The organism is Neisseria sp. HMSC069H12, assembly GCF_001812735.1.
In the GTDB taxonomy this organism is placed as follows: domain Bacteria; phylum Pseudomonadota; class Gammaproteobacteria; order Burkholderiales; family Neisseriaceae; genus Neisseria; species Neisseria subflava.
Window position 1 is genome coordinate 41,115 of record NZ_KV810253.1, and the last position, 15,516, is coordinate 56,630.

Below are 15,516 nucleotides of genomic sequence, written 5' to 3' on the forward strand. Positions count from 1 at the left end.
ACATTTGTATTTTCTTTAAATATTAAAGATTATACAAAACAAAGGCCGTCTGAAACTTTTTCAGACAGCCTTTGTTTTATTTACATCAAAATAAACTACTCTTCACCCAGTAATTGCTCGCGGGTCAACAGGAATACAAACCCATCGCCACCGCTGGTTTCCAACCAAGTAAACGGTAATTCAGGATAAGCAGCCTCCAATACTTCACGGTTGTGACCGATTTCAACCAGCAATACACCTTTCGGATTCAAATATTTCGCCGCTTGCAGAATGATTTGACGTGTAGCGTCCAAACCATCTTCGCCACTACCCAAAGCCAATTCCGGCTCGTGCAGGTATTCGTCAGGCAATGCTTCCACAGATTCCGCATCGACATAAGGAGGATTGGAAACAATTAAGTCGTATGTTTCATCCAAACCTTCAAACAAATCGGTATGCACCAAGCTGATGCGGTCTTCCAAGCCATAATCTTCGATATTGATCGCGGCCACTTCCAGCGCATCCAAGCTTAAATCAACGGCATCAATTTGTGCATCGGGATAGTGATGCGCCATTTGAATGGCCAAACAGCCACTACCGGTACACAAATCTAAAGCTCGATGCACCAACTCATCATGTTCAATCCAAGGACGAATACCGTCGCCAAGCAATTCATAAATGAAAGAACGAGGCACAATAACGCGCTCATCAACATAAAAATCAAACTCGCCCTGCCATGCCTGATGCGTCAGATACGCGGCAGGAATATGCTCAACTGCGCGGCGTTCGATAATCGACAGCACTTCCTCCTTCTCACTTTGCAACAATTTAGCATCCAAATAAGGCTCCAACATATCCAAAGGCAGGTTCAAAGTGTGCAAAATCAGATAGGCTGCCTCGTCATGGGCATTATCACTTCCATGTCCGAAAAACAGTCCGGCATCATTAAAACGGCTGACGGCGAAACGCAATAAATCGCGAACAGTGGTCAGCTCTTGAGCAGCTTGGTTAAACATAATGTTTTGTCTTGTCAATTTAAGAATGTTGAAATTATAACAGAAAGGCCGTCTGAAAACTTTTCAGACGGCCTTCGATTTAATTCAGCTTAAGATTATTTATCGTGGCTGAATACAATTTTGGTAGCTTGGATAGCAACGCAGACAGCACCACCGATGAAGATCAAGTCAGCAGCGGTACGAACCCAACGCAGGGTATCCAGGATTTCCATTTGCAGGAACTCTTCGCTACGTGCATACCACAGACCATGAGTGATAGAAGCGTAAGCTTGAATCACGCCGACCGGCAACAGGCTGATGGCAATCATACCCACCAGACCGCCGTTCAGCAGCCAGAAACCCCAAGTCATCAGTTTATCGTCAAATTGAACATTAGGTTTCAGGTAGCGTGCAACCAGCAATACGAAGCCCAGAGCCAAGAAACCATACACACCAAACAGAGCCGCGTGAGCGTGAACTGCAGTAGTGTTCAGACCTTGGATGTAGAACAGGGAAATCGGCGGGTTAATCAAGAAGCCGAATACGCCGGCACCGATCATGTTCCAGAAGGCAACTGCTACGAAGCACATCAGAGGCCAACGCAGACGTTTTGCCCAGTCGGACAGGTGTTGGTAAGACCAGTGTTCGTAAGCTTCTCGACCCAGCAGAACCAAAGGTACAACTTCCAAAGCGGAGAAACATGCACCGATTGCCATAGAAGCAGAGGTAGAGCCGGAGAAGTACAAGTGGTGCAATGTACCTGGAATACCACCCAACATGAAGATTGCAGCAGCTGCCAGAGTAGAAGCAGTAGCAGTACTACGGCGGACAAAGCCCATGTTGTAGAAGATGAATGCGAAGGCGGCAGTAGCGAACACTTCGAAGAAGCCTTCTACCCACAGGTGAACCACCCACCAACGCCAGTATTCCATCACAGCGATTGGAGATTTCTCACCGTAGAACAGGCCAGGAGCGTAGAACACACCCACACCGACCATAGAAGCTACGAAGATAGCCAACAGGTTTTTATCTGTACCTTTTTCTTTAAAGGCAGAGATAGTACAACGCAGCATCAGGAACAGCCACAACAGCAGGCCGACCATCAGCAGAAGTTGCCAGAAGCGACCCAAATCCAAGTATTCGTAACCTTGGTGGCCGAACCAGAAGTTCAGTTCAGGTGGAATGATGTGAGTTAAAGCAAAGAAGTTACCTGCGTAAGAACCGCCGACTACGATGAACAGGGCGATGTACAGGAAGTTCACACCGGCACGTTGGAATTTAGGATCTTTACCGCCGTTCACAATCGGAGCCAAGAACAGACCTGCTGTCAGGAAGCCGGTTGCAATCCAGAAAATAGCGGATTGGATGTGCCAAGTACGAGTCAATGCATATGGGAACCAATCGGCCATTTCAAAGCCCAGTGCGGTATCGATACCGTAGAAGCCTTGACCTTCGACAGTATAGTGAGCGGTCAAACCACCCAACAGTACTTGTACGACAAACAACGCAACAGTCAGGAATACATATTTGCCCAACGCTTTTTGAGAAGGAGTCAGTTGTACTTTAGAGATAGGATCTTCAGTAGGTACTTCAACCTCTTCATGCTTAGTCAAGAAAGAGTAACCCCACATCAGCAAGCCGATACCCATCAGCAACAATACCACGCTGGTGAAAGACCACATGTAGTTTTCAGTAGTCGGTACGTTGTTGATCAAAGGCTCGTGCGGCCAGTTGTTGGTGTAAGTGAAGTTCTCGTTAGGACGGTTGGTCGAAGCAGACCAAGAAGTCCAGAAGAAGAAGTTGAACAGTTTTTCACGCGCTTCTGGGCTTGGCAATGTGTTGTTTTTCATTGCAAAGTGTTCGCGAGTGGTTTGGAACTTAGGATCGTCACTGTACACACCGTGGTAGTAAGGCAGGATGCTTTCGATCGCTTTCACACGAGTTTCACTGACAACGACAGAACCATCTTCCTTAACACGGCTTTGGTTGCGGTATTCGTCAGCCAAACGGGTTTTCAGAACAGCTTGTTCCTCAGGAGAAACTTCGTCAAATTTTTTGCCGTAAGTTTCTTGCGCAGTCAGATCCAACCATGCAACCAGCTCGCGGTGCAGCCAGTCGGCAGTCCAGTCCGGAGCTTGGTATGCACCGTGACCCAATACAGAGCCAACTTCCATACCGCCGGTAGTTTGCCATGCAGATTGACCTGCCAAAATATCGTCTTTGGTCATCAGGACTTTGCCGGATGCAGAAACGACTTGTTCAGGGTATGGCGGAGCCTTTTTATAGACCTCGCTACCCATATAACCAAGAATGGTAAAGCATACTGCCAGTACGGCAAACAGCAAGTACCAAAGCTTCTTGTACTGTCCCATTTTGAGTACTCCTTGATTTTGGTAAAAAGTGGTTGGGTATTAATTCATCAAATATGAATGTTAAAGATTGTATCACGGTTTTAAAAGTAAAGAAATATTTTGTCAATAATATTCCTTTAAAACCATTAACTTACATGATATTGATTCCTATTATCCTGTATAACTCCTCCTTTGTTATATTTTGTGTTAAGCCCACACTAACATTTTCACACAAAAATAAACTTTTCGGTTTAGCTTTTTATACTACTAAAGGAGTATTTAAGGATTAAAAGATTCATATTCATTGAACAATTTGATTTATGTCAAAATACACCCAAACAAGCGCCTACATAATCATACAAAATTTCAAACCATCCTATCAGGATACTTAACTTTTCTTACAATAAGGAAACTTTAAACATGAAACGCCAAACCTTAGCTGCACTTATCGCTTCTGTATTTGCACTGGCCGCATGCGGCGAACAAGCTGCTAAACCAGCTGAAACTCCGGCTGCCACCGCTTCTGCCGAAGCTCCTGCTGCTGCTTCTGACTCACAAGCTGCTGCCGAGACTCCTTCTTCAGAACTGCCTGTAATCGATGCTATCGTAACTCACGCTCCGGAAGTTCCACCTCCAACTGATCGCGATCATCCGGCTAAAGTACGCGTTAAAATGGAAACCGTCGAAAAAACCATGACCATGGAAGACGGTGTTGAGTACCACTACTGGACATTCAACGGCGACGTTCCAGGTCAAATGATCCGTGTACGTGAAGGCGATACTGTTGAAGTTGAATTCTCTAACAATCCTTCTTCTACTGTTCCTCATAACGTTGACTTCCACGCTGCAACCGGCCCAGGCGGTGGTGCAGAAGCTACCTTTACTGCCCCAGGCCACACTTCTACCTTCAGCTTCAAAGCACTGCAAGCTGGTTTGTACATCTACCACTGTGCCGTTGCTCCTGTAGGTATGCACATCGCCAACGGTATGTACGGTTTGATCTTGGTTGAACCTAAAGAAGGTCTGCCTAAAGTGGACAAAGAGTTCTACATCGTACAAGGCGACTTCTATACTAAAGGTAAAAAAGGTGCTCAAGGCCTGCAGCCTTTCGATATGGATAAAGCGATTGCTGAACAACCTGAATACGTTGTATTCAACGGTCACGTAGGCTCTATCGCCGGCGACAACGCTCTGAAAGCTAAAACTGGTGAAACTGTTCGTATGTACGTTGGTAACGGTGGTCCTAACTTGGTATCTTCTTTCCACGTTATCGGCGAAATCTTCGACAAAGTATATGTTGAAGGTGGTAAACTGATCAACGAAAACGTACAAAGTACCCTGATTCCTGCCGGTGGCGCCGCCATGATCGAATTCAAAGTCGACGTTCCAGGCAGCTACACTGTGGTTGACCACTCTCTCTTCCGTGCGTTCAACAAAGGTGCTTTGGGTCAATTGAAAGTTGAGGGTGATGAAAACCCTGAAATCATGACCAAAAAACTGAGCGACACCGTTTACCAACCTGCCGGTGCTGCCGCTTCTGCTCCAGCAGCTGCGTCTGGTGCTTCTGAAGCCGCTAAATAATCTCTCGGTTTAATACGCCAAGCCACTGCTGCCCTACTCTTTAGAGCAGCAGTGGCTTCCATCACGATTAATCTTCCTGTTCAAATCAGACAGATTGATTTTTCAGACGGCCTTGTTATGATTAGGCTATCTGAAAAATAAATTTTCTGTTTCAATCGATAATAAGGGCGTACCATGAAACTCATACGACTCCTCCTCTTAGGCAGTGCCTTAATCTGCGGCAATACATTTGCTGCCGAAATGGTAAAAATCGAAGGAGGCAGCTACCGTCCTCTCTATCTCAAAAAAGAAACTTCCCTTATTAAAGTCAAACCCTTCCAGCTTGACAAATATCCGGTGACTAATGCTGAGTTTGCCGAATTTGTGAACACGCATCCGCAATGGCAAAAAGGCAAAATCAGTTCCAGACATGCTGAAAAAGCTTACCTGAAACATTGGGTAAAGAACGGCAGCAACAGTTTTGCTCCTAAAGCCAGCGAACTCAAACATCCGGTAACCAATGTTTCATGGTTCGCCGCGAATGCCTACTGCGTTTCCAAAGGTAAACGCCTGCCGACTATTGACGAGTGGGAATTTGCAGGCTTGGCTTCTGCCACTCAAAAAGACGGCTCTGCCGAGCCTGGCTATAACCGCACCATCTTGGATTGGTATGCAGACGGCGGCCGCAACGGCCTGCACGACATCGGTAAAAACAAACCCAACTACTGGGGCGTATACGATATGCATGGCCTGATTTGGGAATGGACTGAAGACTTCAACAGCAGCCAACTCTCAGCCGGTTCGTCCAACACCCAAATGTTCTGTAGCGGCGCATCCGTAGGCTCAAGCGACCCATCCAACTATGCGGCTTTCTTGCGCTACGGCATCCGTACCAGCCTGCAATCCAAATATGTTTTAAATAACTTAGGCTTCCGCTGCGCAAGCAAATAAAGTTTAGTTTTATCACCAAAGCAGCTTTGGCGGTACTGGAAGGTATCGCCGCTTTTTTTGGCCGTCTGAAAAGATGTGGCACACAAAGACAAATTGTGGCATAATCCGCCCGTCTTTATAAAAAGACACTTAGGAGTTTGCTTAGGTCGTTTGGCTTGGCAAACTTGTCCGAACCTGAAAAGGTTCTTTTATTTTCGGAGTTATCCATCATGGCATTGACCGTAGAACAAAAAGCACAAATTGTTAAAGATTTCCAACGCAAAGAAGGCGATACCGGTTCTTCTGAAGTACAAGTCGCTCTGTTGACTTTCCGCATCAACGACCTGACTCCTCACTTCAAAGCTAACCCTAAAGACCACCACAGCCGTCGCGGCCTGTTGAAAATGGTTAGCCAACGTCGTCGCCTGCTGTCTTACCTGCGCCGTACTCAGCCTGATACTTACCGTTCACTGATTACCCGCCTGGGTCTGCGTAAATAATTTATGCTTAAAATCAACACCGCCTTTAGGCGGTGTTTTTATTCACATGCCCATGCCGTCTGAAACCAGGCTCACTCTGTGTTATACTTCCACACGCTTAAGCAGCAAGGCTTAAACTCCCAATCACTCCTTAAAGCTCCCATCAAAGCGAGAATCTGAATTGTCTGTTCATTCCATGTTGCACTCAGGAAAATTTTGGCTGAAAACCCTGGTTTTCAGCATTACCGCGCTTTTATGCCTCGCGGCGGTATTGAGTGCCTTAATGTTCCGCATATTCAACACAGAAAACATCGACGCATTCATACAAAAAAACTTTTCCGCCCATGGCTGCCAAATCAAATACAACACCACTATCAGCAGAAAATGGCTGCCGCGCCCCACGCTGATTTTAAAAGACCTCAGCCTTTCCTCTTCCGAACCTGACACGCCGACGTTGAACATCGCCGAGTCCAAAATGGGCTTTGGCTGGAGCAGCCTATGGTCGGATGCGCCCATAATTGAGAAATGGATTCTTTTAAACCCGACACTGACACTGGACTCAAAACACCATCTGCCCGCCTGCCTGCAACAAAACCCATCGTCAAAAGAAAGTTTTCAGCTCAACCGCATCATCATCAATAACGGCAGCATCCGTTATCACACTAAAGAGCAAAATATTGCCTTAAACAATCTGCAATTTTCCCTGCAGCAAGCCGATTCAGACGGCCGTCCCTTCGACATCAGCGGCACACTGCAAAACATCGGCAATCCTATCAGTTGGCAGGGTGCAGGCTATCTGGTACCCAACAATGCCGGTTGGAGTGTTCCCGCCCTTAAGCTGAACCTGCAAACCGTATTACTCAAAAACAAACTGGATGCCCAAATCGCAGGCAGCCTTAATTGGCAAAACCAAACCGCCCTACTCCGCGACTTCAATCTGCAAGCCGAAAGCGGCTTTCAAAACTTGCATATCAACGCACGTTCGCCCTTATTGCAATTCAAAAACGGCTATTTACACCTTAATACACTCAACGGCGCATTGACCGCCGGCAGCGAAAACAACCAATGGGACGGCTCATTCAAACTGGACAAAGCCAACCTCTACGCAACCGTTTTGACCGCCGCCAATTTTGAACTCAAAGGCAGCCATAAAAACGACCGCCTCCAAACCAACTTTACCTTTTCCAGCCCGTTGGTTTGGCAAAAAGGCAAAGGTATTGATGCGCCCAAACTGCACCTCAGCACCCTGCAAGACACCATCAACCGCCTTCCCCGTCCACGCTTCATCAGCACACTCGAAGGGCAAGCCAACTTCAGCCTGAATACATGGGAAGGCCGTCTGAAAGGCGCATTTGACAGGCAGGCCCTCGCCTTGGCCTTTAAATACCAACGCGATGCCCAACCGCGCCCGCACCTTGACGCCGGTATCGCCTTACAAAAACTTAATCTGACCCCTTACTTAGAAGACCTGAAAACCCAGCCGTCACTCAGTCTTCCTTCCCTGCTGGCCAAATCCTGGCTGCCCGACATTGAGGCAAACCTCCAAATCGGCAGCATTCAAACTGCCGGCCTGCAACTTGAAAACGTCGAATCCCTGCTTACCGCAGATAAAGAACATATCGCCCTGCACCGTTTCAAAGCCGGGCTTTATGGCGGCAAAACCGAGGGCGGCCTGAGTATTGCGGCGACCCAACCTGCTTCCTACCACCTTCAGCAAAACGCAAAAGGCATACAAATTCAACCGTTACTACAAGACCTGTTCGGTTTCCACAGCTTCAGCGGCAGCGGCGACGCCGTTATCGACATAAAAACCACCGGCAACGACCGCACCCAAATGATACAAGCCCTAAACGGCAGCCTGCTCCTCGATATCACCAACGGTGCATGGCACGGTATTGATATGGACAGCATTCTGAAAAACGGCATCTCTTCGGAAAAAATCGACAACAGAAACCTCAAAACCCCTTTCCATCATTTCACCCTCAATAGTGAAATCGAGAAAGGCATCAGCCATCATATCAACACCGAACTGTTTTCCGACAGCCTGCACGTTGTCAGCAGCGGCTATACCGATTTGAATACCCAAAAACTATCGGAAAACCTGCTTATCAGCAACGTGCTGCAACCTAAAAACAAACCGATTCCCCTAAAAATCGGCGGAACCGTACAAAACCCTTCCATTACCCTCGACTACAGCCGCTTGACCAATGGCATGAACACACCTGCAGAAAAACAAAAAGCCCTGCAAGAAACCATACAAGAACAATGGAAGTGGCTCAAACCGCGCTAAGTTTTCAAATCAAAGGCCGTCTGAAACCCAAAACGTTTCAGACGGCCTTTTAACAGATACCTTGTCAGAATAAAATGTTTACTTAGGAATGACCATATACACAATCAGTGCAACAATGATGGCAAACCATATGACCAACATTATCAAGCCTTTTTTGGAGAGTTTTCTTTTTCTCCAATCGAGCCTCAATATTTCTACCGTACCCTCAAACATAGACCCAATCATTTCCATCAATATTTGAAGTAGAAATTCCAATAAATCCGACATCTACAACCCCAACTCCCCCCAAATCTCATCAATCTTAGCCGTAACCGCAGGGTCTTTTTGGATCACCCGTCCCCATTCGCGGTCGGTTTCGCCCGGCCATTTGTTGGTTGCATCTAAGCCCATTTTGCCTCCGAGTCCGCTGACGGGGCTGGCGAAGTCGAGGTAGTCGATGGGCGTGTTTTCCACCAAAACGGTGTCGCGCACGGGGTCCATGCGCGTGGTTACTGCCCAGATGACTTCTTTCCAGTCGCGCACGTTCACATCGTCATCAACCACGATGATGAATTTGGTGTACATAAACTGACGCAGGAACGACCAGCAGCCCATCATCACGCGCTTGGCGTGTCCGGCGTATTGTTTTTTCATGCTGACCACCGCCATGCGGTAGGAGCAGCCTTCGGGCGGCAGGTAGAAATCGGTGATTTCGGGGAACTGCTTTTGCAAGAGCGGTACGAACACTTCGTTCAACGCCACGCCCAAAACGGCGGGTTCATCGGGTGGTTTGCCCGTGTAGGTGGAGTGGTAAATCGGGTTTTCGCGCATGGTGATGCGCTCGACCGTAAACACGGGGAAATGGTCCTGCTCGTTGTAATAGCCCGTGTGGTCGCCGTATGGGCCTTCCAGCGCGGTTTCGTTTGGATGAATCACGCCTTCCAATACGATTTCGGCACGGGCAGGCACTTGCAAATCATTGCCGATACATTTCACCAGCTCCGTCCGCGAACCGCGCAGCAGTCCGGCAAACTGGTATTCGCTCAAGGTATCTGGAACAGGCGTTACCGCGCCCAAAATGGTAGCAGGGTCGCAACCGAGCACAACGGCGACGGGATACGGCGTATCGGGATTGAGTTTGCGGAATTCCTGATAATCCAGCGCGCCGCCGCGATGCGACAGCCAGCGCATGATCAGCTTGTTTTTGCCGATTAGTTGTTGGCGGTAAATGCCTAAGTTTTGGCGTTTTTTGTGCGGACCGCGCGTTACGGTCAAGCCCCATGTTACCAGCGGCGCAACGTCTTCCGGCCAGCAATGCTGAATCGGAAGTTTATACAAATCAACGTCTTCACCTTCCCACACGATTTCCTGACACGGCGCGTTTTTCACCACGTTCGGCGCCATGCTCCAAATATCTTTCAGCAACGGCAGCTTGGAAAACGCGTCTTTGATGCCTTTGGGCGGTTCGGGTTCTTTCAAATACGCCAGCGTCTGCCCGATTTCGCGTAGCTTGGACACACTGTCCGCACCCATGCCCAGTGCCACGCGTTCGGGCGTACCAAACAGATTCGCCAAGACGGGATAATCATAATGCGTACCGTCAGGCTTAATCGGGTTTTCAAACAACAACGCCGGCCCCTCGGCACGCAACACGCGGTCGGCGATTTCGGTCATTTCCAAATGCGGCGACACCGGATGCTGAATGCGCTTGAGTTTGCCATCAGCTTCCAATCCGGCGATAAATTCTCGCAAATCTCTGTATTTCATGATTTCATTTTCCTGAACAGGCCGTCTGAAAACAGACTGCCATTTCGGGTTTGAAAGATAAACCAGCGGCTATTGTACCTGCCAAATCTGTTCAAATCCCAACTTTCCACGTGCGAATTTTGAGATTTTTTGCAAACTACCGTCAAATTTAAACAATATCTGCTTGTGATTGCTTTCAGACGGCCTTATCTTTGGTAAAATTCCAAATTAATCCAGTTATCAATCAATATCTATCGTGGGACAGCGGCCATGTTTGCTATTTTAGAATCTTTTTTCGTTGAATACGGCTATGCGGCCGTGTTTTTCGTTTTGGTTATTTGCGGCTTCGGCGTGCCGATTCCTGAAGATTTGACACTGGTAACCGGCGGCGTGATTTCCGGCCTGGGTTATACCAACCCTCATATTATGTTTCTTGTCGGTATGCTCGGCGTATTGGCGGGCGATGGCTTTATGTTTGCGGCCGGCCGGATTTGGGGGCAAAAAATCCTTAAATTCAAACCGATTGCGCGCGTGATGACGCCCAAACGCTACGCCCAAGTACAGGAAAAATTCGACAAATACGGCAACTGGGTTTTATTCGTCGCCCGTTTCCTGCCCGGCCTGCGTACCGCCGTTTTCGTAACCGCCGGCATCAGCCGCAAGGTTTCCTACCTGCGCTTTATCCTGATGGACGGCTTGGCCGCGCTGATTTCCGTTCCGGTTTGGATTTATCTGGGCGAATACGGCGCACGCAATACCGACTGGCTGATGAAAAAAATGCACAGCCTGCAATCCGGTATCTTTGCGGTACTGGGCATCGGTGCCGTCATTGTCGGCTGGATTTGGTGGAGAAAACACCGCCGCCATACCTTCTTCCGTGAAAAATTACACGAAAAACGCGCTGCAAAAGCCAAAAAACAAACCAATCAATAAACCATTCCAGGCCGTCTGAAACACTTCCTTGCTTTCAGACGGCCTCAATCATTCATCAGAAACACCATGAAACAAAAAATCTTCGTCCTCTACACCGGCGGCACCATCGGCATGACCCAAAGCAGCGCCGGCCTGCGTCCCGACACCGCCCTCGTCGATAAAGCCCTTGCCCCCTTTTCAGACGGCCTTGATTTCGAATGGCACGTTTGCCAGCCGCTCATCGATTCTTCCGCAGTAACGCTGCAAAACCAACGCGACTGGTTGGAGCTTATTATCGCCAAACTGCCTGACTATGACGGCATTTTGGTGCTGCACGGCACGGATACCATGGCATATACTGCCAACCTCTTCGCCCTTTCGCTGCAAGGTTTGGACAAACCCGTTATCCTGACCGGCTCGCAATGGCCTTACGATGCTGCCAACAGCGATGCACCGCGCAACCTTGCTACCGCCGTTTCCGCTTTCTCGCTCAAACTCAAACAAGTGTCCATTGCCTTTGACGGCAAACTCTTCCCCGCCGTCGGCAGCAGCAAGGTCAGCACCGAGACCGCCGCAGGTTTTGATAACCTGCATTTTGGCGCGCTCGCCGAATGGGAGGAAAACAAAGGTTGGCACAATATCCGTACCGCCCTGACCCAACATTCAGACGGCCTCAAACCGCGTCTTCCAAACCCTGAAGCCAAAGTTTCCGTCCGCACGCTGATTCCCGGTTATGCCGCGCAAGAACTTTCAGACGGCCTGCCCCATCTTTCCACCCAAGCCCTGATTCTGCAAAGCTACGGCCATGGCAATGCGCCGAGCGACGATGCGTTTGTCCGAGCCGTCCAAGCCTTTACGCAACAAGGCAAATTGCTGCTCAACATCAGCCAAGTGCCGCAAGGTTGCGCCGCTGCCGTTTATGCCCAAGGCGATGCTTTGCGTCAGGCAGGCATTATTAATGGCGGCAAATGCAACCTTGAAACCGCCACTGCGCTGATGACCCTTGCCGTATCTCATGACTGGAATGCAGATAAGGTGCAACAGGAATTACGACAATTAAATCTGCTGTAACCGCCATTAAACATGACTTTTACCGACACCCACTGCCATCTTGCCGATCCCAAACTTGCCAACACGCTGCCTACCGTGCTTGCCAAAGCGCAAGCCGTCGGCGTAGCGCGTTTTATCGTACCGGCAACATCTCACAAGGATTGGCAGGAAGTTGCGCAGTTGGAAAGGCCGTCTGAAAATATCCATATCGCTTTAGGCATTCACCCATGGTTTTCAGACGGCCTCAACGAAGCGGTATTCCAGGAGTTAGAGTCCGAATTAATCCGGCATCCGCAAGCATGGGTTGGCGAAATCGGCTTGGATTTTTATGGCAAAGAGCAAACCCAAGCGCAACGCGACACGCAGACCAACGTCTTTATCCGCCAACTTACCCTCGCCCAAAAACTCAACCGCCGCGTCATCATCCACAATCTGAAAGCCACTGCCACCATTGCCGCCGCCGTCAAAACTGCCGGCTTCACGCAAGGCGGTATCGTTCACGCCTTCTCCGGCAGCGTAGAAGAAGCGCGGATTTTGGTGAAACTCGGCTTCAAAATCGGCATAGGCTCGCTGCTACTCAATCCCAATGCAAAAAAAGTCCGTGCCGCCTTACAAGCTTTAAACGACACGGATTTCATTCTCGAAACCGACAGCCCTTTTATGCTCGGCCATGAAACCAATACACCAGCCAACATCCGCCGTATCGCCGAAATTGCCGCCGAATTGCGCGGCATACCGCTGGCGCAACTGGCTGAAATCACCGAGCAAAACGTGGATTCCCTGCTCCATACTTCCCCTTAATATGCCCTCCTCAAAGCATCAAAAAGCCTTGCCCTGCCATTTCGTTTCCAAACCAACACACTCTGCCTCCCCTACCCTATATTCATGAATAAAAAGCGATACAAGGCCGTCTGAAAAAATGTTTTTGGCACAAAATATCGCTAATTCCCCTATTTCAGCTTTTTCAAACCGTATTTTCCCCTTGATTGATAAAAAGTATTACGCATATTATTGGGCAAACTTTTTATTTACGTTAAAATATGCTTTTTTTTGATAATAAGGCCGTCTGAAACAGGCGGAAAATACTTATGGCAGAACAACATACACACTCCTCTACTTGGAAGAGCAAAATTAATGCCCTCGGCCCGGGCATCATGATGGCTTCGGCAGCGGTCGGCGGATCGCACCTTATCGCCTCCACGCAGGCAGGTGCGCTTTACGGCTGGCAGCTTGCGTTGATTATTATTCTGACCAACCTGTTCAAATACCCGTTTTTCCGCTTCAGCGCACATTACACGCTGGATATGGGCAAAAGCCTGATTGAAGGCTATGCCGAAAAAAGCCGCGTTTATTTGTGGGTATTTTTGATTTTGTGTATTGCATCGGCAACGATTAACGCGGGTGCGGTTGCCATCGTTACCGCCGCCATCGTCAAAATGGCAATCCCATCACTGACTCTCGATACCGGTATAGTGTCCGCCCTGATCATGGCTTCCTGCCTGCTGATTTTGGCAAGCGGCCGCTATAAAGCATTGGACAACGTTTCCAAAATCATCATCGTCAGCCTGACCATTGCCACCGTCGCCGCGGCAGCCGTGGCCATGTCTCGCGGTATGCAGATGAAGCCCGACTTTATCGAGCCTACCCCATGGACGCTGACCGGCTTGGGCTTCTTAATCGCACTGATGGGCTGGATGCCTGCGCCAATTGAAATTTCCGCCATCAACTCTTTGTGGGTAACGGAAAAACAACGCATCAATCCTTCCAGCTACCGCGACGGTATTTTCGACTTCAACGTCGGCTACATCACCAGCGCAGTGTTGGCGGTCGTCTTCTTGGCCTTGGGTGCATATGTCCAATACGGCAACGGCGAAGCCGTACAAATGGCCGGTGGCAAATATGTCGGCCAGCTGATTAATATGTACGCCGTGACCATCGGCGACTGGTCGCGTCCCTTAGTAGCGTTTATCGCCTTCGCCTGCATGTACGGCACCACCATTACCGTAGTGGACGGCTACGCCCGCGCGATTGCCGAACCGGTACGCCTGCTGCGCGGCAAAGACAAAACCGGCAATGCCGAATTGTTTGCCTGGAACGTCTGGGTTGCAGGTTCGGGCTTGGCCGTGATTTTCTGGTTCAACAGCGCGATGGCCGAGCTGCTCAAATTCGCCATGATCACCGCCTTCGTTTCAGCCCCTGTGTTCGCTTGGTTGAACTACCGCCTCGTCAAAGGCGACAAACGCCACAAACTGACCATGGGCATGAACTTCCTCGCCATCCTCGGCTTGATTTACCTGACCGGGTTTACCGTTTTATTCCTGCTGAACCAAACAGGCATCTTGGCTGCGCCTAAATAAACCCACATGGAAAAAAGGCCGTCTGAAACTCAAAAACAAGTTTCAGACGGCCTTTCCAATCAATCATATCTTTTTGAATTTTCATTCAAACCCATTATAATGACTCCTTATTTCGCCGTTGCAGACCACCCGACGGCATCTGTATTTTGGAAAATTTATGAAGCCGTCTATTTTAGAAAAACTACAACAACTCAGCGACCGACTGGAAGAAGTCACGCACCTGCTTGGTCAGCCTGAAGCCACGTCCGACATGGACAACTACCGCAAACTCACACGCGAACACGCCGAATTGACCCCCGTCGTCGAAGTGTTCCAAAACTATCAGCTGGCACAAAGCGACTTGGCAGATGCCGAAGAAATGCTGTCCGACCCTGAAATGAAAGACTTTGCCGCCGAAGAAATCGAAGCTGCAAAAGCCAAAATCGACGAACTCGATACCGAGTTGCAAAAATTGCTGCTGCCCAAAGATGCCGACGACGACAAAAACATCTTTATCGAAGTACGCGCCGGAACGGGTGGCGACGAAGCCGCGCTGTTTGCCGGCGATTTGCTGCGTATGTACAGCCGCTACGCCGAGCGCAACCGCTGGCAGGTCGAAATCGTTTCCGCCAATGAAAGCGAATTGGGCGGCTATAAAGAAGTCATCGCCCGCATTATCGGCTTGGGCGCATACAGCCGTCTGAAATTTGAATCCGGCGGCCACCGCGTGCAACGCGTCCCTGCTACCGAAAGCCAAGGCCGTATCCACACCTCCGCCTGTACCGTTGCCGTCATGCCCGAAGCGGACGAACTCGAAGACATCGAATTGAACCCCGCCGACCTGCGCATCGACACCTTCCGCGCATCCGGCGCGGGCGGTCAGCACATCAACAAAACCGACTCCGCCGT

General features: G+C 49.3%; 12 protein-coding genes. 9 read left to right on the forward strand and 3 right to left on the reverse strand.

Translation table 11 applies throughout. The features are described 5' to 3' along the window. Positions 1-95: 95 nt before the first annotated feature. Together prmB and HMPREF2872_RS03980 are read right to left on the reverse strand one after the other, a co-directional pair. The gene (gene prmB, locus HMPREF2872_RS03975) at positions 96-995 is read right to left on the reverse strand and encodes a 50S ribosomal protein L3 N(5)-glutamine methyltransferase (protein WP_004519392.1); all 900 of its coding nucleotides are present in this window, start codon (positions 993-995) and stop codon (positions 96-98) included. 95 nt (positions 996-1,090) lie between these two features. Then, entirely contained in the window at positions 1,091-3,346 is a 2,256-nt protein-coding gene (locus HMPREF2872_RS03980; protein WP_070631374.1) for a nitric-oxide reductase large subunit, read from the reverse strand. A 399-nt stretch (positions 3,347-3,745) separates the two neighbouring features. Between HMPREF2872_RS03980 and nirK the strand changes: the two genes are divergently transcribed. From nirK to HMPREF2872_RS04000, 4 genes are all read left to right on the forward strand, one after another. Beyond that, entirely contained in the window at positions 3,746-4,906 is a 1,161-nt protein-coding gene (gene nirK, locus HMPREF2872_RS03985; RefSeq protein WP_049352146.1) for a copper-containing nitrite reductase, read from the forward strand. Positions 4,907-5,080: 174 nt separating this feature from the next. Further along, entirely contained in the window at positions 5,081-5,836 is a 756-nt protein-coding gene (locus HMPREF2872_RS03990; protein ID WP_070631376.1) for a formylglycine-generating enzyme family protein, read from the forward strand. A gap of 209 nt (positions 5,837-6,045) precedes the next feature. Continuing rightward, entirely contained in the window at positions 6,046-6,315 is a 270-nt protein-coding gene (gene rpsO, locus HMPREF2872_RS03995; RefSeq protein WP_036491726.1) for a 30S ribosomal protein S15, read from the forward strand. Between the two features lie 175 nt (positions 6,316-6,490). After that, positions 6,491-8,584 carry an AsmA family protein gene (locus HMPREF2872_RS04000; RefSeq protein ID WP_070631377.1) on the forward strand — a complete coding sequence of 698 codons (2,094 nt, stop codon included), beginning with the start codon at positions 6,491-6,493 and terminating at the stop codon, positions 8,582-8,584. 267 nt (positions 8,585-8,851) lie between these two features. On the opposite strand, the gene ubiD is transcribed toward HMPREF2872_RS04000, so the two are convergent. Next, a complete protein-coding gene (ubiD, locus tag HMPREF2872_RS04010) occupies positions 8,852-10,330 on the reverse strand; it encodes a 4-hydroxy-3-polyprenylbenzoate decarboxylase (protein WP_070631381.1) in 1,479 nt (492 codons plus the stop codon). Positions 10,331-10,579: 249 nt separating this feature from the next. Here ubiD and HMPREF2872_RS04015 point away from each other — a divergent pair, with 249 nt between their 5' ends. From HMPREF2872_RS04015 to HMPREF2872_RS04035, 5 genes are all read left to right on the forward strand, one after another. Then, positions 10,580-11,242: a DedA family protein gene (locus HMPREF2872_RS04015; RefSeq protein ID WP_070631383.1), complete on the forward strand. Its 663-nt coding sequence runs from the start codon at positions 10,580-10,582 to the stop codon at positions 11,240-11,242. 66 nt (positions 11,243-11,308) lie between these two features. Beyond that, on the forward strand, positions 11,309-12,292 hold the full coding sequence (locus HMPREF2872_RS04020) for an asparaginase (protein ID WP_070631385.1): 984 nt from the start codon (positions 11,309-11,311) through the stop codon (positions 12,290-12,292). Positions 12,293-12,304: 12 nt separating this feature from the next. Continuing rightward, positions 12,305-13,072: a TatD family hydrolase gene (locus HMPREF2872_RS04025; RefSeq protein WP_070631387.1), complete on the forward strand. Its 768-nt coding sequence runs from the start codon at positions 12,305-12,307 to the stop codon at positions 13,070-13,072. Between the two features lie 287 nt (positions 13,073-13,359). Further along, entirely contained in the window at positions 13,360-14,628 is a 1,269-nt protein-coding gene (locus tag HMPREF2872_RS04030) for an NRAMP family divalent metal transporter (RefSeq protein ID WP_070631390.1), read from the forward strand. A gap of 157 nt (positions 14,629-14,785) precedes the next feature. Next, positions 14,786-15,516: peptide chain release factor 1 (locus HMPREF2872_RS04035; RefSeq protein ID WP_070631392.1), on the forward strand; the 731-nt coding region annotated here is incomplete at its 3' end.